Annotated in this window: 21 protein-coding genes and 1 riboswitch; of the genes, 16 read left to right on the top strand and 5 right to left on the bottom strand. The window is 70.2% G+C overall.

Annotation, left to right across the window (positions count from 1 at the left end; genetic code table 11):
• The 3 genes from ACWC5O_RS15265 to ACWC5O_RS15255 all read left to right on the top strand — a co-directional run.
• Positions 1–1,137 (top strand): cytochrome c oxidase subunit I (locus tag ACWC5O_RS15265; protein WP_450780989.1); only part of this gene is annotated, 1,137 nt, incomplete at its 5' end.
• The gene (locus ACWC5O_RS15260; RefSeq protein WP_450587131.1) at positions 1,134–1,532 is read left to right on the top strand and encodes a cytochrome c oxidase subunit 4; all 399 of its coding nucleotides are present in this window, start codon (positions 1,134–1,136) and stop codon (positions 1,530–1,532) included. The genes ACWC5O_RS15265 and ACWC5O_RS15260, both read left to right, overlap by 4 nt.
• Before the next feature lie 130 nt (positions 1,533–1,662).
• On the top strand, positions 1,663–2,925 hold the full coding sequence (locus tag ACWC5O_RS15255) for an Ig-like domain-containing protein (RefSeq protein ID WP_450587132.1): 1,263 nt from the start codon (positions 1,663–1,665) through the stop codon (positions 2,923–2,925).
• A gap of 102 nt (positions 2,926–3,027) precedes the next feature.
• Here the strand turns inward: ACWC5O_RS15255 and ACWC5O_RS15250 are convergent, their stop codons facing one another.
• Entirely contained in the window at positions 3,028–3,429 is a 402-nt protein-coding gene (locus ACWC5O_RS15250; RefSeq protein WP_450587133.1) for a hypothetical protein, read from the bottom strand.
• Between the two features lie 146 nt (positions 3,430–3,575).
• On the opposite strand from ACWC5O_RS15250, the gene ctaE reads away from it, so the two are divergent.
• The 6 genes from ctaE to ACWC5O_RS15220 all read left to right on the top strand — a co-directional run bounded on the left by ctaE (position 3,576) and on the right by ACWC5O_RS15220 (position 10,684).
• Positions 3,576–4,196 carry an aa3-type cytochrome oxidase subunit III gene (gene ctaE, locus ACWC5O_RS15245; RefSeq protein WP_450587135.1) on the top strand — a complete coding sequence of 207 codons (621 nt, stop codon included), beginning with the start codon at positions 3,576–3,578 and terminating at the stop codon, positions 4,194–4,196.
• 62 nt (positions 4,197–4,258) lie between these two features.
• The gene (qcrC, locus tag ACWC5O_RS15240) at positions 4,259–5,071 is read left to right on the top strand and encodes a cytochrome bc1 complex diheme cytochrome c subunit (RefSeq protein WP_450587137.1); all 813 of its coding nucleotides are present in this window, start codon (positions 4,259–4,261) and stop codon (positions 5,069–5,071) included.
• Positions 5,068–6,126 carry a cytochrome bc1 complex Rieske iron-sulfur subunit gene (gene qcrA / locus ACWC5O_RS15235; RefSeq protein WP_450587138.1) on the top strand — a complete coding sequence of 353 codons (1,059 nt, stop codon included), beginning with the start codon at positions 5,068–5,070 and terminating at the stop codon, positions 6,124–6,126. Before qcrC ends, qcrA begins: the two co-directional genes overlap by 4 nt.
• Complete coding sequence (gene qcrB / locus ACWC5O_RS15230; protein ID WP_450587139.1) at positions 6,123–7,754, top strand: cytochrome bc1 complex cytochrome b subunit; 1,632 nt, start codon at positions 6,123–6,125, stop codon at positions 7,752–7,754. The genes qcrA and qcrB overlap by 4 nt, the downstream gene beginning before the upstream one ends.
• Positions 7,755–7,873: 119 nt before the next feature.
• A complete protein-coding gene (gene trpD, locus ACWC5O_RS15225; protein ID WP_450587141.1) occupies positions 7,874–8,938 on the top strand; it encodes an anthranilate phosphoribosyltransferase in 1,065 nt (354 codons plus the stop codon).
• Between the two features lie 74 nt (positions 8,939–9,012).
• Positions 9,013–9,129, top strand: a riboswitch (SAM riboswitch).
• 193 nt (positions 9,130–9,322) lie between these two features.
• Entirely contained in the window at positions 9,323–10,684 is a 1,362-nt protein-coding gene (locus ACWC5O_RS15220; protein WP_450587143.1) for an aminotransferase class V-fold PLP-dependent enzyme, read from the top strand.
• Between the two features lie 34 nt (positions 10,685–10,718).
• On the opposite strand, the gene ACWC5O_RS15215 is transcribed toward ACWC5O_RS15220, so the two are convergent.
• Both ACWC5O_RS15215 and ACWC5O_RS15210 read right to left on the bottom strand, forming a co-directional pair.
• The gene (locus ACWC5O_RS15215) at positions 10,719–11,000 is read right to left on the bottom strand and encodes an Lrp/AsnC family transcriptional regulator (protein ID WP_386574341.1); all 282 of its coding nucleotides are present in this window, start codon (positions 10,998–11,000) and stop codon (positions 10,719–10,721) included.
• Complete coding sequence (locus ACWC5O_RS15210) at positions 10,997–11,740, bottom strand: rhomboid family intramembrane serine protease (RefSeq protein ID WP_450587145.1); 744 nt, start codon at positions 11,738–11,740, stop codon at positions 10,997–10,999. The genes ACWC5O_RS15215 and ACWC5O_RS15210 overlap by 4 nt, the downstream gene beginning before the upstream one ends.
• A 153-nt stretch (positions 11,741–11,893) precedes the next feature.
• Between ACWC5O_RS15210 and ACWC5O_RS15205 the strand changes: the two genes are divergently transcribed.
• The 5 genes from ACWC5O_RS15205 to ACWC5O_RS15185 all read left to right on the top strand — a co-directional run bounded on the left by ACWC5O_RS15205 (position 11,894) and on the right by ACWC5O_RS15185 (position 17,290).
• Positions 11,894–12,133, top strand: a complete 240-nt coding sequence (locus tag ACWC5O_RS15205; RefSeq protein ID WP_014672226.1) for a hypothetical protein — start codon at positions 11,894–11,896, stop codon at positions 12,131–12,133.
• Between the two features lie 37 nt (positions 12,134–12,170).
• Positions 12,171–13,514, top strand: coding sequence for an NYN domain-containing protein (locus ACWC5O_RS15200; protein ID WP_450587147.1), 1,344 nt, complete (start codon positions 12,171–12,173; stop codon positions 13,512–13,514).
• 212 nt (positions 13,515–13,726) lie between these two features.
• Positions 13,727–14,761, top strand: a complete 1,035-nt coding sequence (locus ACWC5O_RS15195) for an NlpC/P60 family protein (protein ID WP_450587149.1) — start codon at positions 13,727–13,729, stop codon at positions 14,759–14,761.
• Positions 14,762–14,997: 236 nt separating this feature from the next.
• The gene (locus ACWC5O_RS15190; protein ID WP_450587151.1) at positions 14,998–16,020 is read left to right on the top strand and encodes an NlpC/P60 family protein; all 1,023 of its coding nucleotides are present in this window, start codon (positions 14,998–15,000) and stop codon (positions 16,018–16,020) included.
• A 28-nt stretch (positions 16,021–16,048) separates the two neighbouring features.
• Positions 16,049–17,290, top strand: coding sequence for a hypothetical protein (locus ACWC5O_RS15185; protein WP_450587153.1), 1,242 nt, complete (start codon positions 16,049–16,051; stop codon positions 17,288–17,290).
• Here ACWC5O_RS15185 and ACWC5O_RS15180 read toward each other — a convergent pair.
• Positions 17,278–17,808, bottom strand: a complete 531-nt coding sequence (locus ACWC5O_RS15180) for a PadR family transcriptional regulator (RefSeq protein ID WP_450587155.1) — start codon at positions 17,806–17,808, stop codon at positions 17,278–17,280. The two genes, ACWC5O_RS15185 and ACWC5O_RS15180, sit on opposite strands and share 13 nt — an antisense overlap.
• Positions 17,809–17,898: 90 nt before the next feature.
• On the opposite strand from ACWC5O_RS15180, the gene ACWC5O_RS15175 reads away from it, so the two are divergent.
• Positions 17,899–19,218: an MATE family efflux transporter gene (locus ACWC5O_RS15175; RefSeq protein ID WP_450587157.1), complete on the top strand. Its 1,320-nt coding sequence runs from the start codon at positions 17,899–17,901 to the stop codon at positions 19,216–19,218.
• On the opposite strand, the gene ACWC5O_RS15170 is transcribed toward ACWC5O_RS15175, so the two are convergent.
• Positions 19,182–20,399 carry a glycosyltransferase 87 family protein gene (locus ACWC5O_RS15170; protein ID WP_450587159.1) on the bottom strand — a complete coding sequence of 406 codons (1,218 nt, stop codon included), beginning with the start codon at positions 20,397–20,399 and terminating at the stop codon, positions 19,182–19,184. The genes ACWC5O_RS15175 and ACWC5O_RS15170 overlap by 37 nt on opposite strands.
• Before the next feature lie 97 nt (positions 20,400–20,496).
• On the opposite strand from ACWC5O_RS15170, the gene ACWC5O_RS15165 reads away from it, so the two are divergent.
• Positions 20,497–21,639, top strand: coding sequence for a glycosyltransferase family 4 protein (locus ACWC5O_RS15165; RefSeq protein WP_450587161.1), 1,143 nt, complete (start codon positions 20,497–20,499; stop codon positions 21,637–21,639).
• The last annotated feature ends 61 nt before the right edge of the window (positions 21,640–21,700 follow it).

The raw sequence follows: 21,700 nt of genomic DNA, 5'->3' as shown, positions 1-21,700 counted from the left end.
ATGCGTGCTCCGGGCATGACCATGTTCCGCATGCCGATCTTCGTGTGGAACGTGCTGCTGACCGGTGTCCTGGTCCTGCTGGCCTTCCCGGTCCTTGCGGCCGCGCTGTTCGCCCTGGAGGCGGACCGCAAGTTCGGCGCCCACGTCTTCGACGCGGCCAACGGCGGCGCCCTACTGTGGCAGCACCTCTTCTGGTTCTTCGGCCATCCAGAGGTGTACATCATCGCGCTGCCGTTCTTCGGCATCATCTCCGAGGTCATCCCGGTCTTCTCCCGCAAGCCGATGTTCGGCTACATGGGACTGATCGCCGCGACCATCGCCATCGCAGGCCTGTCCGTGACGGTGTGGGCGCACCACATGTACGTCACCGGCGGTGTGCTGCTGCCGTTCTTCTCCTTCATGACGTTCCTGATCGCCGTCCCGACCGGTGTGAAGTTCTTCAACTGGATCGGAACGATGTGGAAGGGCTCGTTGTCCTTCGAGACGCCGATGCTCTGGGCCACCGGCTTCCTGGTCACCTTCACGTTCGGTGGTCTGACCGGTGTCATCCTGGCCTCGCCCCCGATGGACTTCCACGTCTCCGACTCGTACTTCGTGGTGGCCCACTTCCACTACGTGGTCTTCGGTACGGTCGTCTTCGCCATGTTCTCCGGCTTCCACTTCTGGTGGCCGAAGATGACGGGCAAGATGCTGGACGAGCGCCTGGGCAAGATCACCTTCTGGACCCTGTTCGTCGGCTTCCACGGCACCTTCCTGGTCCAGCACTGGCTGGGTGCCGAGGGCATGCCGCGTCGTTACGCCGACTACCTGGCGGCCGACGGGTTCACCACCCTGAACACGATCTCGACCATCAGCTCGTTCCTGCTCGGCCTGTCGATCCTGCCGTTCCTCTACAACGTGTGGAAGACGGCCAAGTACGGCAAGCCGGTCGGCGTGGACGACCCGTGGGGCTACGGCCGTTCGCTCGAGTGGGCGACCTCCTGCCCGCCGCCGCGGCACAACTTCCTCACCCTGCCGCGGATCCGCAGTGAATCCCCGGCGTTCGACCTGCACCACCCCGAGATCGCCGCGCTTGAGCAGCTCGAGTACGCCGGTCACGGCAGCGCCATCGAGGGCAACAAGGAGGCCGGCAAGTGAAGATCCAGGGCCGGTTGTTCATCTGGCTGAGTGTCTTTCTCCTGATCATGGCCGTCGTGTACGGCGTGTGGTCGAAGGAGCCGGCCGGTACCACGGCGCTCTTCCTGGCCTTCGGACTGGCCATCATGGTCGGCTTCTACCTGGGCTTCACGGCCCGGCGGGTCGACGCGGGTGCCCAGGACGACAAGGAGGCCGACGTCGCGGACGACGCGGGCGAGCTGGGCTTCTTCAGCCCGCACAGCTGGCAGCCGCTCGCCCTCGGCTTCGGTGGCGCGCTGGCCTTCCTCGGTGTCGCGGTCGGCTGGTGGCTGCTGTACTTCGGCGCACCGTTCATCCTGGTCGGCCTGTTCGGCTGGGTGTTCGAGTACTACCACGGTGAGAACCGCACCCAGTAGCACGCACCGAGCGCACCGGGAGCCCGGACACTCCGTCAGGAGGGTCCGGGCTCCTGCTTTTGCAGCAGGTCTGTCCCTCGTACGAGTTACATAGCGCGCAAATGGGGTCTGTATCTCATAGCGTGATCATATGAACCACACTCCGCGTACCCGCACCGTCGTCAGCTGCACCCTGCTGGTGGCCGCCCTCGGCGCGGGCGTCACCGGCTGCGGTTCGGACGGCAACCCCCTGTCGGCCAAGCCGTACGACGCAGCGGACCAGATCTCCTTCAACGGCCCCACCGGCTCAGGGAAGCGAGCCGACCCGGACAAGCCCCTGGAGATCACCACCAGCACCTACGACGGCCGGATCACGGACGTCACCGCCTACGACTCCACAGGACGCTTCGTGGCGGGCGAACTCGCCGCCGACGGCAGCCGCTGGCACAGCACCTCCCCGCTGGCCGCCAACGCCCACTACACGGTCGCGGTGAGCACGGAGGACGAAGACGGCGCGCCCGGCCGCAAGGTCCTCAGTTTCGACACCAGCAAGCCCTCCACCACCAAGCGCCTGAACGTCACGTTCGGGCCGGAGTCGGGCCAGTACGGCGTCGGACAGCCCATCACCGCCCAGCTCGACCACGAGGTCAAGGACAAGGCGCAGCGGGCCGTCGTGGAGCGCGCCCTCAGGGTGGACGCCACGCCGGCCGTCCAGGGCTCCTGGTACTGGGTGAGCGACAAGGAACTCCACTACCGCCCCAAGGAGTACTGGCCCGCGCACGCCACCATCCAGGTGCACAGCAACCTCGACGGCGTGAAGATCAGCGACCGTCTGTGGGGCGGCCAGTCCAAGGCGCTGAAGATCACCACCGGTGACCGGATCGAGGCCGTCACGGACGCCGCGGCGCACCAACTGACGTTCTACAAGAACGGCCAGGAGATCCAGTCGATCCCCGTCACCACCGGCAAGCCCGGCTTCGAGACCCGCAACGGGGTCAAGGTCGTACTGGCCAAGCAGTACTTCGTACGCATGCGCGGCACCACGGTCGGCATCGCCGAGGGCAGCTCCGACTCGTACGACCTGCCCGTCTACTACGCCACCCGGGTCACCTGGTCGGGCGAGTACGTCCACGCCGCGCCCTGGTCAGTGGGCTCCCAGGGCTACGAGAACGTCAGCCACGGCTGCACCGGCATGAGCACATCCAACGCCGAGTGGTTCTTCGGCAACATCCACGAGGGCGACATCGTCAAGGTCGTGAACTCCAACGGCAACCCGATGGAACCCTTCGGCAACGGCTTCGGCGACTGGAACGTCGACTGGAAGAAGTGGCGCACGGGCAGCGCCCTCGTCAACGGCACCCCGGACGGCCCCGCCCCCCAGGACGCCCTCCGCCTCCAGCCGACAGCGGTGTGACCACCCAGGGGCGCGGGGCTCTGTCGGTCCGCGGCTTCGCCGCGTGGGCGCGAAAGGCCCCCACCGGACCGCAACCGCACAGCCACCCCGCGCCCCGAGCTCCTAGGCGCTCAGCAAGCGCTTCTGACGGAGCAGACCAGCCAGGGCAGCCGCGAACTCCACCGGATCCACCGGCAAGGTGACCGCCGCGTCGGCCCGACTCCACGTAGCGAGCCACGCATCCTGAGGTCGCCCCATCAACAGCAGCACAGGCGGGCAGTTGAACACCTCGTCCTTGATCTGCCGGCACACCCCCATGCCCCCCATCGGCACGGCCTCACCGTCGAGCACGCACACGTCGATGCCGCCCTTGGACAGCTCCCGCAGCACCGCCTCAGGAGTCGCACACTCCACGAACTCGACCAGGGGCACATCGGGAGCCGGCCTGCGGCCGGCGGCCAACCGCACCTGTTCCCGTGTGTTGGAGTCGTCGCTGTACACCAGCACGGTTGCGGTCGGCTGCATGCTTCCTCCGAGACGTCAGCGTCGTACGGACAGGGCCGTTCGGGGCGGATGTTACTCCCATGAACACCACGTCAACACCGGTTCGGCGGGCAGCAACACTCCGAACGGCACCCCCCGGAGTGAGGGCGGGATAAGCGACCGACATAATGTCGGTCGTGGCGACAGCAACGACAGTAGAAACCGGGCACGCGCACCCGTCGGTCAACCGACCGAACCTCACCAGCGTCGGAACCATCATCTGGCTGAGTTCCGAGCTGATGTTCTTCGCGGCCCTCTTCGCGATGTACTTCACCCTCCGATCGGTGACCGGTCCGGCGCACTGGAAGGAGCAGGCGGCGGCGCTCAATGTGCCGTTCTCCGCGACGAACACCACGATCCTGGTGCTTTCCTCGCTCACCTGCCAGCTCGGCGTGTTCGCCGCCGAGCGCGGGGACGTGAAGAAGCTCCGTGGCTGGTTCATCCTCACCTTCATCATGGGTGCGATCTTCATCGGCGGTCAGATCTACGAGTACACGGAGCTGGTGAAGAAGGACGGGATCTCCCTGTCCTCCGACCCGTACGGCTCGGTGTTCTACCTGACCACCGGCTTCCACGGCATGCACGTGACAGGCGGTCTCATCGCCTTCCTGCTGGTCCTGGGCCGCACCTACATGGCCAAGAGGTTCACTCACGAGCAGGCGACCGCCGCCATCGTCGTGTCCTACTACTGGCACTTCGTCGATGTGGTCTGGATCGGCCTTTTCGCCACGATCTACCTGATCAAGTAGCCGGGACCGCTCCCGCACATCCAGAAGCATCGACGCAGAAGATCCTGACACCGGGGTAATCCGTGAAAAAGCTCTCCGCACGACGACGCCATCCGCTGGCGGCGGTCGTCGTCCTACTCCTCGCGCTGGCGGCCACTGGGGGGCTGTACGCCGCGTTCGCGCCCGCGAGCAAGGCACAGGCCGATGAAACCTCCCAGTCCCTGACCATCAAGGAGGGCAAGAAGCTCTACGAGGTCGGCTGCGCCAGCTGCCACGGCACCGGTGGCCAGGGCTCCTCCGACGGCCCGAGCCTGGTCGGCGTGGGCGCCGCGGCTGTCGACTTCCAGGTCGGCACCGGCCGTATGCCGGCCGCCACCTCGCAGGGCCCGCAGGTCGTAAAGAAGAAGAACATCTACACCCAGGCCCAGATCGACCAGCTCGCGGCGTACGTCGCCTCGCTGGGCGCCGGTCCCGAGGTGCCGACGAAGGAGCAGTACGGCCTGGAGGGGGCGGACATCGCCAAGGGTGGCGAGCTGTTCCGCACCAACTGCGCGCAGTGCCACAACTTCACCGGCAAGGGTGGTGCCCTCACCAAGGGCAAGTTCGCGCCGGACCTGACGGGCGTCGACCCGAAGCACATCTACGAGGCCATGCAGACGGGCCCGCAGAACATGCCGTCCTTCCCCGACACCACGCTGTCGGAGAAGAACAAGAAGGACGTCATCGCGTACCTGAACGCGATCAACAGCAGCGAGACGGAGCAGCCGGGCGGCATGGAGCTGGGCGGTCTCGGCCCGGTCACTGAGGGCCTGTTCGCGTGGGTCTTCGGCCTCGGTGCGCTGATCGCGGTAGCCGTCTGGGTCGCCGCTCGGACCGCAAAGGCCAAGAAGTCATGAGTAGCCAAGACATTCCAGAAGAGAACCTGCCCGCTGAGCAGGAGCACGCGCACGGCGCCGTGAGCGTCGCGGACGAGGAGAACCCGTTCGCGGACCCGGGGCTGCCGCCCCACGAGCACCGGATCCAGGACATCGACGAGCGGGCCGCCAAGCGGTCCGAGCGCGTCGTCGCCCTGCTGTTCACGGTGTCGATGCTGGCGACCGTCGGCTTCATCGCCTCGTACGTGGCGATCCCGCAGGACAAGTCGATCTTCGTCTTCCCGCTGGGTCACATCAGCGCGCTGAACTTCGCGCTCGGCCTGACCCTCGGTACGGCGCTGTTCTGCATCGGCGCGGGTGCGGTCCACTGGGCCCGCACCCTGATGTCCGACGTGGAGGTCGCCGACGAGCGGCACGCGATCGCCGCCTCTCCCGAGGTCCGTGCCAAGGTCCACGCGGACTTCAAGCAGGGTGCCAAGGAGTCGGCGCTCGGCCGCCGCAAGCTGATCCGCAACACGATGTTCGGCGCGATGGCCATGGTGCCGCTCTCCGGCGTCATGCTGCTGCGCGACCTCGGCCCGCTGCCCGGCACCTCGCTGCGCCACACGCTGTGGGCCAAGGGCAAGCTGCTCGTCAACATGAACACGAACCAGCCGCTGCGTCCCGAGGACGTCGCCGTCGGTTCGCTGACCTTCGCCAAGCCCGAGGGCCTGGAGGAGGTGCAGGAGGACTTCCAGAACGAGATCGCCAAGGCGGCCCTGATGATCGTCCGGCTGCAGCCGGACAACATCAAGGACAAGCGCGAGCTCGAGTGGTCGCACGAGGGCATCGTCGCGTTCTCGAAGATCTGCACCCACGTGGGCTGCCCGATCTCCCTGTACGAGCAGCAGACGCACCACGTGCTGTGCCCGTGCCACCAGTCCACCTTCGACCTCTCCGACGGTGCCCGAGTGATCTTCGGCCCCGCCGGTCACGCCCTGCCGCAGCTCCGCATCGGCGTGAACGACGAGGGTTACCTCCAGGCGCTCGGCGACTTCGAGGAGCCCGTCGGTCCTGCATTCTGGGAGCGCGGATGAGCACCAACGAGAACAACGAGCGACGCGGCAAGGCGCCGGCCGGCGAGCGGATCGCCGACTGGGCCGACGGACGGCTCGGGATCTACTCCCTGGCCAAGTCCAACATGCGCAAGATCTTCCCCGACCACTGGTCGTTCATGCTGGGCGAAGTCTGCATGTACAGCTTCCTCATCATCATCCTGACCGGTGTCTACCTGACGCTGTTCTTCCACCCGTCGATGAACGAGGTGGAGTACCACGGCAGCTACGTCCCGCTCCAGGGACAGCTGATGTCCGAGGCGTTCAACTCGACCCTGCACATCTCCTTCGACGTGCGCGGTGGTCTGCTCATCCGGCAGATCCACCACTGGGCCGCGCTGATCTTCCTCGCCGGCATGTTCGTGCACATGATGCGCGTGTTCTTCACCGGCGCGTTCCGCAAGCCGCGTGAGATCAACTGGCTGTTCGGCTTCCTGCTGTTCGTCCTGGGCATGTTCACCGGCTTCACCGGTTACTCGCTCCCGGACGACCTGCTCTCCGGCACCGGTGTCCGCTTCACCGAGGGCGCGATCCTGTCGATGCCGATCGTCGGCACGTACATCTCGTTCTTCCTCTTCGGCGGCGAGTTCCCCGGTCACGACTTCGTCGCCCGGTTCTACTCGATCCACATCCTGCTGCTGCCGGGCATCATGCTCGGCCTGATGGTGGGCCACCTGATCCTGGTCTTCTACCACAAGCACACGCAGTTCGCGGGTCCCGGAAAGACGAACAACAACGTCGTCGGCATGCCGCTGCTGCCGGTGTACATGGCCAAGGCGGGCGGCTTCTTCTTCCTGGTCTTCGGTGTGATCGCGGCCATCGCCGCGGTCACCCAGATCAACCCGATCTGGGCCATGGGTCCCTACCGCCCCGACCAGGTGTCCACCGGCGCCCAGCCCGACTGGTACATGGGCTTCGCCGAGGGTCTGGTCCGCTACATGCCGGGCTGGGAGATCAACTTCTGGGGTCACACGCTCGTCCTGGGCGTGTTCATCCCGCTGGTGCTCTTCGGCCTGGTGCTCGCGGCGATCGCGCTGTACCCGTTCATCGAGTCCTGGGTCACCGGCGACAAGAGCGAGCACCACATCCTGGACCGCCCGCGCAACGCCCCGACCCGCACCGCGTTCGGTGTCGCCTGGGTGACCGTGTACATGGTCGGCCTGGTCGGTGGTGGCAACGACCTCATCGCCACCCACTTCCACCTGTCGATCAACGACGTGACCTGGTTCGTCCGGATCTTCTTCTTCGCCGGACCGGTCATCGCGTTCATCACCACCAAGCGGATCTGCCTCGGCCTGCAGCGCCGCGACCGCGACAAGGTGCTGCACGGTCGCGAGACCGGCATCATCAAGCGCCTGCCGCACGGTGAGTTCATCGAGGTGCACGAGCCGCTCAGCCAGGAGCAGCTGCACACCCTCACGGCTCACCACCAGTACGAGCCGGCCGAGATCGGCCCGACGGTCGACGAGAACGGTGTCGAGCGCAAGGTGAAGGCGTCCGAGAAGCTGCGCGTCAAGCTCAGCAACGCCTACTACGGCGAGGACAACCAGATCCCGAAGCCGTCTGTCGACGAGTACAAGGAGATCACGAGCGGCCACGGCCACCACTGATCCCCGCGTCGCCACGCCACACCGAAGGGCCCCGTCCGTGTTGCGGACGGGGCCCTTCGCCATGTCCCGGGCTGGATAGGGTGGGACCAGACTGTTCTTCTAGACACCCAGGAGCGGCTATGAGCGCTGTGACCCCCGCTGGAGGCGACACCGCGGCGGGCCGTTCCTGGCCTGCCCTGCTGAACGGGCTGCTGGACGGCCGGGACCTGTCCGCCGACGACACGGCCTGGGCGATGGACCTGATCATGCGCGGCGAGGCGACCGACGCGCAGATCGCCGGGTTCCTGGTGGCCCTGCGGTCCAAGGGCGAGACCGTGGAGGAGATCACCGGACTCGTGCGGACCATGTACGAGCACGCCAACGTGATCGAGGTACCCGGGCCGGCCGTCGACATCGTCGGCACCGGCGGTGACGGCGCCAAGACGGTGAACATCTCCACGATGTCGTCGATCGTCGTCGCCGGCACCGGAGCGAAGGTCGTCAAGCACGGCAACCGCGCCGCGTCCTCCGCCTCCGGGGCCTCCGACGTCCTGGAGAAGCTCGGGATCAACCTGAACCTGACCCCGCGGCGGGTCGCCGAGGTCGCCGACGAGGCCGGCATCACCATCTGCTTCGCGGTGAAGTTCCACCCGGCGCTGCGACATGCCGCCGCGGCACGCGGCCAGTTGGGGATCCGTACGACCTTCAACGTGCTCGGCCCGCTCACCAATCCGGCCAAGGTGCGCGCCCAGGCGGTCGGTGTCGCCGACCCCCGGATGGCGCCGATCGTGGCCGGGGTCCTCGCCGAGCGCGGCAGCTCCGCCCTGGTCTTCCGGGGCGACGACGGCCTGGACGAGCTGACGACCACGTCCACCTCCCGGGTGTGGGTGGTCCGGGACGGCAAGGTCACGGAGGAGAGCTTCGACCCGCGGGACGTCGGCATCGACCTCGTCTCCGTGGAGGCCCTGCGCGGCGCCGACGCGTCGTACAACGCGGAGGTCGCCCGCCGCCTGCTGGACGGCGAGCAGGGCCCGGTCCGGGACGCGGTGCTGCTGAACTCGGCGGCCGCCCTGGTGGCCCTCCACCCGACCGAGGCCCCCCTGGCCGAGCAGCTGCGCGCCGGCATGGCCAAGGCGGCCGTGTCGATCGACTCGGGCGCGGCGAAGCAGGCGCTGGAGCGGTGGGTGGCGGCCAGCAACAGGTGACGGATCCGAGGTGCGGTCCCGCGATCCGGACAGGAGTTGCGGGACCGCGATCACTTCACGTACGTTCCTGTCCAGGTCATGAGTGACAGTCATGAGGCCCCGGCCGACTGTCCGGCAACCCTCCGTCCGTGGCGGGGTGCCCCGGGTGAAGACCAGGCCGTGGGCAGTGAGGTCCACGGCAAGCGCGGACCCCTCGCACGCCAGGGGTCCTGGTCGTCGAGGGAGCCTTCTGTGAGCAAGCGAATGCGATAGGGCGTAGAGCCCCGCCTCCGCGTACCCCTTTCACCTTCCCCACGTTCGAGCCGTGCGCGCTCACGTGGTGCTGTGTCCTTTCTTGGGGGTTCCCCCCGAACCCCCTCGCCTTGCCTCTCACAGGAGTTCGCCATGTCCGTCTTCACCGCTGCCGCCGACCAGTCCGTTTGTGCCCCTCTGCCCGTTCTGGGCCGTGACGTCACCGTCCCGCTCGTGACCGGCGGCGAAGTCACCTACGCGGCGCTCGACTACGCGGCCAGCGCCCCCGCCCTCCAGCGCGTCTGGGACGACGTGGCGGCCTACGCGCCGTACTACGGCAGCGTCCACCGCGGCGCCGGCTACCTCTCCCAGCTCTCCACCGACCTGTTCGAGAACGCCCGGAAGACGGTCGCCGAGTTCCTCGACTGCCGTGCGGCCGACCAGGTGATCTTCACCCGCTCGACCACGGACTCCCTGAACCTGCTCGCCGCCGCCCTGCCCGCCGACTGCCAGGTCTTCGTCTTCGAGACCGAGCACCACGCCTCCCTGCTGCCCTGGCAGGACGCCCGCGTCACCTGCCTCAACGCCCCGCGCACCCCGCGGCAGGCCGTCGAGACCCTGGAGCGGGCCCTCGCCGACCGCGACCCCTACGGCCCGGCCCTGGTCTGCGTGACCGGCGCCTCCAACGTCACCGGCGAGCTGTGGCCGGTGCGCGAGCTGGCCGCCGCGGCCCATGCGCACGGCGCCCGGATCGTCCTGGACGCCGCCCAGCTGGCCCCGCACCACCCCGTGTCGGTCCAGGACCTCGACGTCGACTGGGTCGCCTTCTCCGGCCACAAGCTGTACGCCCCCTTCGGCTCCGGCGTCCTGGCCGGCCGCGCCGACTGGCTGGTCGCGGCCGAGCCGTACCTCGCGGGCGGCGGCGCCAGCCGCAAGGTCACCCGGCGCGAGGATGGGGGAGTGGCCGTGGAGTGGCACGAGACCGCGGCCCGCCACGAGGCCGGCTCCCCGAACGTGATCGGCGCCTACTCCATCGCCTCCGCCTGCAAGGCGCTGACGGAGGCGGGCTTCGACACGCTGGTCGCCCGCGAGCAGCACCTGATCTCCGAGGTCCGGGCGGGCCTCGCCGAGGTCCCCGAGGTCAGGATCCTCTCCCTCTTCGGTGACGACGCCCCGCGCGTCGGCGTGATCAGCTTCGTCGTGGACGGCTGGAACAGCTCCCACTTCGCCGCCGCCCTCTCTGCCGAGTACGGCATCGGCGTCCGCGACGGCCTGTTCTGCGCCCACCCCCTGGTCCGCACCCTCCTCGGCTCCGACCCCCAGACCCAGGGCGAGTGCGGCGCCCCCGAGGCCGCACCGGGCGAGAAGTCCCTGAACGCGATCCGCGTGAGCTTCGGTGCGGGCACCCCCGACGAGCACGTGGAACGCTTCGTCACGGCGGTGAAGGAACTGGTGACCGAGGGTGCGAAGTGGACGTACAGGACGGAGGAAGGTCGCTGCGTCCCGGCGGTATGAGTTTCTGACGCCTGGTGCGGCGGTCTTCAGCCGATCAGTTGTCCAACCCGATCGAGAAGGCCGCCTCGAGGTCGTGCTGCGAGTACGTACGGAAAGCGACGTGCGTGTCCGTGGCCTCGACTCCGGGGATCTTGCTGATCCGCCCCGGAATCACGTCGGCCAGGTCCTCGTGCTGCCGCACCCGCACCATGGCGATCAGGTCGTACGTACCGGTGACGGAGAAGACCTCGCTCACCGAATCCAGCGAAGCGATCTGCTCCGCGATCTCGGGGATCCGGTCCACGCTGGTCTTGATCAGGACGATCGCGGTGATCACGACGGGTTCTCTCCCTCGGGTGCCGGAGCCGGTGCGGACTTCACTCTAGTGGTACGCCCGTAACGCACCCACGCGTAGCCGAACCCCACCCCGAAGCCGACCAGGTGCGCGAGGTAGGCCACCCCGGGCCCCTCGCCGGAGCTCCCCGCCGCCAGCCACTGCAGGGTCGCCCAGAAGGGCAGCACGACCCAGGCCGGGAAGCGCATCGGCAGGAAGAACAGGAAGGGGAGCAGACTGGTGACACGGGCGCGGGGAAACAGGTAGAGGAACGCGCCGAGAACCGCCGAGATCGCCCCGGACGCGCCCACCAGCGACTGCTCGGAGGTGGCGTTGGCGGCCGCGTAGCCCAGCAGGGCCAGGTAGCCGCAGCCGATGTAGAAGAGGGTGAACTCCACCCGGCCCATCCGTTCCTCGGTCATCATCCCGAAGACGAAGAGGAAGAGCATGTTGCCGAGCAGATGCACCCAGCTGCCGTGCACGAACAGCGCGGTGACCGGGGTCAGGGCCGCCCGGACGGGCTCGTCGAACAGCTGCGCCGGGACCACCCCCCAGTGCCGGAAGTACGCGCGCTGCGCGGCCGGCAGCGCGTCCGCGGGGCCGTACGCCGGAGTGAGCCCCGAGGCCGGTCCCAGGACGAAGATCAGGGAGCACACGGCGATGAGGGCGTACGTCATCGGCGCGGGGGTGTCCCGGAGCGCTTTGAGTGTGCGGCCGGCCGTCGTGCTCCAGGTGTTGATCATGACTACAGAGCATGACGTAAGGGGACGCAACCTGACAGACCGCCTCGCCGCCGTGGACGGGCGGGCGGTGAGTACCCGCCAGGCCGTAGGGTTACGAGCCACACGCGTCGAGGAGCGGCGCGTACCGACCCGAGAAGGAAGCGAACAGTCACGATGACGGTTCCCCTGCCGACCGCCACGACGCGATGGCGCTGCACCCTCTGCGGCAACCTCACCCGCTTCGACGTGACGCGCTCGTCGAAGGTCGTCGAGTACGTCCACCTCGACCTCGCCGGTGAGCCGACGGTCGAGGAACGAGAGGTGGTCAGTGAGACCATCGAGTCGGTCCGCTGCCGCTGGTGCAACGCGGTGGACCAGGTGGAACTCGTGGACAGGCCGGGCGCCGGCTCCTGAGCGGAGCGGGCCCCGTAGAGGTATTGGGGTGTGACGGATGGTGGAGACCGCAGGCGGGGGGCCGGGCGACGGCACCGCCGAGGTGCTTGACCGTCCGCTGCCCGACGGCGTGCGCCGGCGGGTCGTGCAGATCGTCTCCGACGGATTCGGCGGCCTGACCGTGGCGGAACTGCCCGCCCAATTGCGGCAGTACGCCCGGTTCGCCCCGAACCGGCGGGCCAAGTTCGCCGGGAACGCGATGGCCGCCGCACTGGAGACGGACCCGCTCTTCCGGCAGCGGATCGGAGAGAAGTTCAGAGAGGCGCAGCCGGAGCTGTCCGGCGCCCTCGACTCCGGCTCGCCGCCCCCGGCCGCGGATCCGCTCGACGTGGCGGCCGCGGCCTACGTGCTCCGCCCGGCGGGCTGGGTGAAGCTGGTCGCCGCGGCCGGCGAGGAGGCCCAGCGCGCCGACGCCGAGCGGGCCGACGAGGAGAGCCGGGTCGAACTGGAACGGCTGCGCGAGGAGCTGGCCGAGGCCCGGGCGCAGACCCGGACGGAGACCGAACGGCTGCGCACCGAGCTGGAGTCGGCGAAGAAGGAAGCGGAGTCGCTGCACCGTAAGCTCCGTGCCGCGCTCAGCGACGTCAAGCGCGGGGAGGCCGCGCTGCGCAAGGTCCAGGGCGAGATCGAGGCCGTGCGCGCCGAGGGGCAGGCGCAGGTGTCGGTCGCCGAGAGCGAGTCCCGCCGGCTCAAGGCCCGCCTCGGCGAGGCCGAGGCCGCGCTGGAGGCCACCCGCCGGGCAGCCCGCGAGGGGCGCAGCGTCGAGGACATGCGGGTACGGCTGCTGCTCGACACCCTGCTGGACGCCACCCAGGGGCTGCGGCGCGAACTCGCCCTGCCCCCGGTCTCCGTGCGCCCGGCCGAGACCGTGGGCGCGGTCGAACCGGGACGGATGACCCCGAAGGACATCGCGGCCCGGGCCCTGTCCGAGAACGACCCGGCGATCCTGGACCAGCTGCTCGCGCTGCCGCAGGCGCATCTGGTCGTCGACGGCTACAACGTCACCAAGACCGGCTATCCGCAGATGCCGCTGGAGAAGCAGCGACTGCGGCTCCTGGGCCAGCTCTCGGCGCTCGCCGCACAGACCGGCGCCGAGGTGACGTGCGTCTTCGACGGCGCCGAACTGGCCGCGCCGGTGCTGCTCGCGCCGCCGCGCGGGGTGCGGGTGCTGTTCTCCAAGCCGGGAGTCACGGCCGACGAGCTGATCCGCCAGCTGGTGCGCGCGGAGCCGCCGGGGCGTCCGGTCATCGTCGCCTCGACCGACCGGGAGGTGGCCGACGGGGTCGCCAGGGCCGGTGCCCGCCCTGTCGCCTCTGCGGTACTTCTGAAGCGACTGTCCTGAAGGTCCAACACGCGTACGCAATGCCCGAATTGATCCGACTCTCGTGCCACGTAGGGTCAATCGCGCCTCACTGCATGTGAGTTATGTGCAAAGAATCTATTGCGCCACAGGGTTTTTTGCCGCGAGGATTTGAACTGATCACAACTGGGTCACTAGGGTCTGGGCTCGAACCTCCGAACGGGTGATCACTCACAAGAAGGAGTTCGTCCTCCGTGGCGTCCCATCGTCGACCCAAGCAGCCGAGCCGCACGCGTGTCACCGTGCTGACCACCGCAGCCGCCGCTGCCGTCGCGCTCAGCGCGAACGCCGCCAATGCCGCGCCGAGCGAGAAGCTCAGCAAGGACGAGGTCAAGGCGAAGGTCGACAACCTCTACGAGCAGGCGGAGCAGGCCACCGAGAAGTACAACGGGGCCAAGGAGAAGCAGCAGAAGCTGCAGAAGGAAATCTCCACGATCCAGGACAACGTGGCCCGCGGCCAGCAGGAGCTCAACAAGCTCCGCGACGGCCTGGGTTCGCTGGCCACCGCCCAGTACCGCTCCGGGGGCATCGATTCCTCGGTCCAGCTCTTCCTGTCCTCCAATCCGGACGACTTCCTCGACAAGGCCTCCACGCTCGACCAGTTGAGCAGCCAGCAGGTCGAGGCCCTGAAGAAGATTCAGGACAAACAGCGCGAACTCGCCCAGGAGCGGGCCGAGGCCACCGAGAAGCTCAAGGACCTCGCCAGCACCCGCACCGAGCTGGGCAACAAGAAGAAGGAAGTCCAGGGCAAGCTCGCCGAGGCGCAGAAGCTGCTCAACACCCTGACCGCCAAGGAGAAGGCGGCACTCGCCGCCGAGCAGGCGCGCGCCAACCGCTCCTCCACCCAGCGTGTGGACCTCGGCGACGCCCCGCCCGCCTCCGGCCGTGCCTCGGCGGCGTTCTCCGCCGCCCAGAGCAAGATCGGCTCGCCCTACGTCTACGGCGCCTCCGGCCCCTCCTCCTTCGACTGCTCGGGCCTGACCTCCTGGTCCTACGCGCAGGCCGGTGTCTCCATCCCGCGCACCTCCGAGGCCCAGGCGAACATAGGCACCCGGATCGGCTCGGTGAGCGACCTCAAGGTCGGCGACCTGGTGTTCTTCTACAGCGACCTGCACCACGTCGGCCTCTACGCCGGCAATGGCCAGGTGCTGCACGCCCCGCACACCGGTGCCGTGGTCCGCTACGAGGCGATCGGCAACATGCCGTTCCAGTTCGGCGTCCGGGTCTGACAACTTCGCGACGCTGACTCGGTGGCGCCCGAACGGGCGAATCCGGTGAACCGAAACTGACTCCACGCCCCGCCCATGACCTGCGTCTGCGGCGGGGTGTCGGGTTCGCGCGCCGCTCGAGGCCGTTCGGCGCGGTCCTTCCGCACGGCTACTGTCTGCCGCGTTTCCCCGGCGCAGGGGCCTCCCCGTCCCCGGCGCCGGGGACGCTGTCTCTGTTCGCCAGCAGAAGGACTGCCGTGGGGTTCCATCGCCGCCTTGCACTGTCCGGGTTCAACCGGGGCGCCGGCGTCGCCCTGTGCGTGTTGTCGGCCGCTGCCGCCACGCTCGGCGCCGTACCCGCCCAAGCAGCGCCGCACCGGGACACCCGTGCCGAGGTGGACCGCCTCTACGAGGAGGCCGAGCGGGCGACCCAGGCCTACGACAAGGCCGACGAGCGGGCCGACGCGCTGCGCCGGGAGGTCCGGGACGCCCAGGACCACATCGCCCGGCAGCGGCAGCGCATCAACACCATGCGCGAGCGGCTCGGTTCGCTGGCCGGCGCCCAGTACCGCGCCGGCGGCATCGACCCGGCCGTCGCCCTGCTCTTCTCCACCGACCCCGACGACTACCTCGACAAGGCGGCCACCCTCGACCGCATCGGCGCCCAGCAGGCGGGCCGGCTGCGGGAGTTGAGCGCGGCGACGAGCGAGCTGGCCCAGGAGCGCGCCGAGGCCGCCGGGAAGCTCGCCGCGCTGGAGCAGAGCCGCAGGGCGGTCGCCACGCACAAGCGGACCGTGGAGAAGAAGCTCGCCAGGGCCCGGCAGCTGCTCAACTCCCTGCCCGCCGCCGAACGCTCCGCCTACGACCGGGCCTCCCGATCCGACGGCTCCGACCGCGTCGGCCTGCCCGACCTGTCCGTCGCCGGCGCCCCCGGCGCCCGCGCGGCCGCCGCCGTCGCCGCCGCCCGCTCCGCCCTCGGCCGCCCCTACGTGTGGGGCGCGACCGGTCCTTCCGGCTTCGACTGCTCGGGCCTGATGCAGTGGTCGTACGGGCACGCCGGCATCCATCTGCCGCGCACCTCGCAGGAGCAGCGGTACGCCGGCCGGCAGATCCCGCTCTCCCAGGCGCGCCCCGGCGACCTGGTCGTCTACCGCTCCGACGCCAGCCATGTGGCGATGTACGTCGGCAACGGCCAGGTCATCCACGCCCCCTACCCGGGCGCGCCGGTGCGCTACGACCCGGTCGGCATGATGCCCATCTCCTCGGTCACCCGTCCCTGACCTCCCGCGCGCACCGTACGATCGGGAAATGGCTGATCGCAGACGGACCCGGGGGGTGTGGCGCGCCGCGGCGGCGGGGCTCTGTCTGCTGCTCGCGGCGCCCCTCGCCGGATGCGGCGGGCGAACCACGGCCGACCCGGCCAGGGCCGAGGTGCAGCGGGTGCTCGACCGGCGCTCCGCGGCCCTGCTCGGGCACGACGAGACGGCGTACGGCACGACGGGCACCGGGAGCGGGTACGTCCGCCTGCGCGCGCTCCCGCTGGCCTCCTGGGCCTACCGGGTGACCGCCGTGCACCAACGCGGCCCGGGCGCCACCGCCGACGCCGAGCTGCGCTACCGCATCGCCGGCTACGACCGGGCCCCGGTCAGCGTCCGCCGCACCCTCGCGCTCAGCCGCACCGCCGACGGCGCGTGGTACGTCACCGCCGACAAGCCCGCGCGGAAGGCCGGGCAGCAGCTGTGGGACCAGGGCACGGTGACCGCCGTGAAGGGCGCGCACAGCATGGTCCTCGGCACCGGTCGGAGCGCCGGCGACCTGCGCGCCTACGCCCGGCTCGCCGACCGCGCGGTCCCGGCCGTCTCCCACGAGTGGGGCACGGACTGGACCCGCCGGGTCGTCGTCCTCGTCCCGCGCACGCTGGAGGGCATGGCGGGGCTGCTCGGCTCGCCCGCGTCCAACTACCGGGGCATCGCCGCCGTCACCACCGGCGAGGTGAGCGAAGCGAAATGGGGGTCCCCCCGGACGAAGTCCGGGGGAGGCGCGGGCAGGGCGCCCGCGGACCGGGTGGTCGTCAACCCGGAGGCGTACGCCATGCTGGGCAGCGTCGGCAAGCAGGTCGTGCTCACCCACGAGACCACCCATGTGGCCACCCGCGCGCACACCGACGCCGCCACCCCGCTGTGGCTCTCCGAGGGGTACGCCGACTGGATCGGCTACCTCGGCACCGGCCGCACACCCGCCGAGGCCGCGCCGGAACTGGCCCGCGCGGTCCAGGACGGCCGGGTGCCCGCGCACCTCCCCGCCGACAAGGACTTCGGCTTCAGCACCGACCCCGCCCACCTCGCGCAGGCCTACGAGAGCGGCTGGCTCGCCTGCCGGATGATCGCCGGCCACTGGGGCGAGGACCGGCTCGGCGCCTTCTACCGGGCCGTCGGCACCCACCGGACGCGGGCGGGCGCGGTCGAGGAGGCGCTCGAGAAGGCGCTCGGGATCACGCCCGGGGCGTTCACCGCCGAGTGGCGGCGGTACGTGCGCGCTCAGCTGGCCTGACCGAGCACCTCGATCGCCTCGCGCAGCCACTCCCGCTCGGCCGAGCCGGTGGCCCGGGCGACCCGCAGCATGCCCTGCCGGAACAGGTCACCCGCCTCCTCCGCGCGCACCGGCTCGCCGTGCCGGTAGAAGAAGCTCGCCGGGGTCTTCAGGAAGTCCAGGCGGCGGCGCAGCACCGCGGCCTGTTCCGCCGGGTCGTCCAGGTGCCGCAGGAAGGCGAGGACGGTGTTGAAACGGACGTGGTCGGTGATCTCGGCCTGCTTGGGAGTGCGCAGCCGCTCCAGCAGGTCCGCGCGGCCCTTCCCGGTCAGGGACAGCACCCGGCGCGGGGCGGCGCTCGCGCCCTCCTCGGTGCGCTGGTCCAGCTTGCCCGCGGCGACCAGCCGGTTGATGGCCGGGTAGAGGGCACCGTCGCTGACCGGCCGGACATGCCCGCTCAGCGCCTTGATTCGCTCCTTCAGCTCGTAGCCGTGCAGGGGTTCCTCGGCGAGGAAACCCAGGATCGACAGTTCCAGCACGCGACATCCTCCTTGCAGCGGGCGTGGGACTCATGCTAGCTCTTATCGAGCTACCTCTAAACGATGTAGCTCGATAAGAGGGGGCTTCTTGTGAACGCGCACCGCAGGCGACTCGTCTCGCTCGCCCACCCCGTCTACCTCTCGCTCCTCGCCTCGGTCGCCTCCGGGATCATCAACACCGTCTGGGTCTCCCGGCTCGGCGGTGCCGCCGTGGCCGCCGTCGCGGTCGCGACCAACACCGAGAACGTGCTGCTCGGCATCGCCCTGGTCTTCGCCTCCGGTACGACCGTGCTCGTCGCGCACGCCAGGGGAGCTCGCGATCCCGCCGCCCTGCGGGCCGCGGTGCGCGGCGGCCGGGCGCTGTGCGGTCTGGTGACGCCGGTGGTCGTGGTCGGCGGGTTCCTGTCGCGCGAGCCATTGGCCCGCCTGGTCCTCGGCGGCGGCGACTCGGCGGCCCTGCGCCTCGCGACCGCCTACTTCGCGATCTCCCTGCCGGGCATGGCCGTCTTCTTCGCCCAGCAGCTCGTCGACGGCATCCTCAAGGGCACCGGCGACACACGTACCCCGATGCGGCTCGCCCTGCTGGCCAACGGGCTGATCCTGCTCTGCGACCCGGTCCTGATCCACCTCTACGGCGTCCGGGGCGCCGCGGCCTCGACGGTGCTGTGCCGCTGCGTGGCCCTCGCGGCGGGCCTGCGCGCGCTCGGCCGCGACGCGCTGCTGCGGACCGCGGCCGGCACCCCGGCCGCCGAACCGGTCGCCGCCGCCCTGCGCCGGACCCTCACCACCGGCCTGCCCATGTCCGCCGACTTCACCGTGCGGCAGGGCGGGGCCCTGGCGCTGGTGGCGATCGTGGCGCGGCTCGGGGTGACGGCGGTGGCCGCCTACTCGATCGCGTACAAGGTCATGTACGTCGCCACCATGGCCTTCTACTCGGTACGGCAGGCCGCCGCCATCCACACCGCGCACACCCGGGGCGCGGGGCAGGACGCGCGCCGGGACATAGGCCGGCAGGCGATGCTCGTGTCCGGGGGCCTCGGCCTGAGCGCCGCCGCCCTGTTCGCCGCCACCGCCCCCTGGATCATGGCCGCGTTCGGTGCCGGACCCGAAGTCGCCCACCAGGGTGTGCTGTTCCTGCGCTGCATCGGCCCCTACCTGCTGCTGATGGCCTGCTTCATCGCGCTCGGCGGGGTCTTCGAGGGCGGCGGGGGAGCTCCGGCGCTGCTCCGGGCCACCCTGCTCGGTACCGCCGTCCAACTGCCCCTGGCGTACCTCCTCTCCGGGCTCGGCCTGTCAGGCGTCGGCCTGGCCCTGGCGCTCGCGATGGCCGTGCAGTGCGGGGCGGTGGCGGTGCTGTTCCCGCGGGCCCGCCGTCAGGAGACCGAGGTCTCCTGCGCGGGAGTCGGCTGAGGGGCCGGTGGGGTCGCGGTGGCCGCGGGGACCGTGGAGCGCCACAGCCGGCGGGCCGCCACGAGCGTGGCGGCGACGAGCAGGCCGTTGCGCAGGACGAGCAGCGTGATGCCGTACGTGTCGCTCACGACCACGTGCACGAAGCCGATCGGGAACTCGAGGACCGTCAGGAAGGCCGCGGCGAGGACCATCAGGGCGGGGGCGCCCATGCGGCTCGCCCGGAAGCACAGACACACGGCGGCCAGGCCGATCAGCCACATCAGGTACTGCGGGCTGATCACCCGGCTGGTGACCGTGAACAGCAGCACCGCCGTGAGGGCCGCGTCCGCGAGCGTGTGCTCCTCGAACCGGGACGCCCGTCGCCGCCACAGCACCAGCCAGCCCAACGCCGCCCCGGTCAGCGCCATCGCGGCGTTGCTGACCAGCCCCACGTACGGGCCGACGAACTCGATCGACCCGTAGTTCAGCAGCACCTCGCCCCGCCAGCCGTGGTGCCGGGCCACATGGAAGACCAGGGCGCCCAGCGACTCCACCTCCGTGCCCCGGTCCCGCTGGAAGGTGAGAAAGGCGAAGGCGCCCGGCATGGACACCGAGAACAGTGTCGCCACACCGCACGCGGCCACCGCGGCCGACACCCACGACCGCAGCCGGGTGGCGCCCACCAGGAGCAGCGCCGGCCACACCTTCAGCAGCGCCCCGAAACCCACCAGCGCACCCATCACCCGGGGATGCCGGATCCCCGCGAGCAGGGCCGCCACGGCCACCGCGGTCACCATCAGGTCGTAGCGGGCGTACACCGTCGGGCCGAGCAGCGGTACGCCCGCCACCCAGGTCCAGGCCCCGCGCAGCGAGCGGCCGGGCCGCAGACCCGCGCGCCCCAGCACGGCCAGCACGGCCAGGTCGGCCAGGCACGCCAGCACGAAGAAGGCGTGCGGGTAGCTCAGGAACGGCAGGATGGCGGGGGAGAGGATCGCGAGCGCGGCGGCGGGCGGGTACTGCCAGGTCACGTCGGCCAGCGGAAACGTTCCTTGGCGCAGGACCTCGTACCAGCCCTGGTAGATCACCGACACGTCGGTGGTGACGTCGGGGCCAGGGAAGACGTAGACCCCGAAGACGAAGAGCAGTAACACCAGCCGGGTGGCGCACCAGGTCGCCAGCAGTCCCGCTATCTTCCCGCTCACCCGCACCCCTGTTCGTACACCGACCCCGGTCCGGACCCATGATTCCCTGCCCACCTGTGCGTGTGCCACGAAGCGCGCCCGGTAGGGTCGGACGGCGATGCACAAGACGCTGATCGTGACCAACGACTTTCCGCCCCGGCCGGGTGGCATCCAGGCCTTCCTGCACAACATGGCCCTCCGGCTGGAGCCCGGGCGGCTGGTCGTCTACGCCTCCACCTGGAAGCGCGGTCGCGAGGGTGTCGAGGCCACGGCCGCCTTCGACGCCGAGCAGCCCTTCACCGTCGTGCGCGACCGTACGACCATGCTGCTGCCCACGCCCGGCGCGACCCGGCGGGCCGTCTCGCTGGTGCGGGAGCACGGCTGCACCTCGGTCTGGTTCGGTGCGGCCGCGCCGCTCGGTCTGATGGCGCCCGCGCTGCGCAGGGCCGGCGCCGAGCGGCTGGTGGCCACCACCCACGGGCACGAGGCCGGCTGGGCCCAGCTGCCCGCCGCCCGGCAGCTGCTGCGCCGGATCGGGGACTCCACGGACACGATCACCTACCTGGGCGAGTACACCCGCTCCCGGATAGCGACCGCGCTGACCCCGGGCGCGGCCCGGCGCATGGTGCAGCTGCCGCCCGGGGTCGACGAGAAGACCTTCCACCCCGGCTCGGGCGGCGACGAGGTCCGGGCGCGGCTCGGGCTCACCGACCGGCCGGTGGTCGTGTGCGTCTCCCGGCTGGTGCCGCGCAAGGGCCAGGACACCCTGATCCAGGCCATGCCCCGGATCCTCGCCGCCGAGCCGGACGCCGTGCTGCTCGTGGTCGGCGGCGGCCCCTACGAGCAGGACCTGCGCCGATTGGCCCGCGAGACCGGCGTCGAGGCTTCGGTCCGCTTCACCGGCGCGGTGCCCTGGTCCGAGCTGCCCGCGCACTACGGCGCCGGCGACGTCTTCGCCATGCCCTGCCGCACCCGCCGCGGCGGCCTGGACGTCGAAGGACTGGGCATCGTCTACCTGGAGGCCTCCGCCACCGGCCTGCCGGTCGTGGCCGGCGACTCGGGCGGCGCGCCGGACGCGGTGCTCGACGGGGAGACCGGCTGGGTCGTCCGCGGCGGTGAGCCCGCCGAGGCCGCCGACCGCATCATCGCCCTCCTCGAAGACGCGGAACTGCGCGACCGGATGGGCAAGCGAGGCCGCCAGTGGGTCGAGGAGAAGTGGCGCTGGGATCTGTTGGCGGAGAAGCTCAAGGAGCTGCTCTGAAAGCAGTCTTCAAAAATTCGTCCCCGCTCTAGGCGGAACGGGAAAATCCGCACATGCTGCG

It is taken from the genome of Streptomyces sp. NPDC001450, assembly GCF_053597295.1.
Note: the sequence above shows the minus strand (reverse complement) of the source record. Positions and strands in the feature narration are given on the sequence as shown.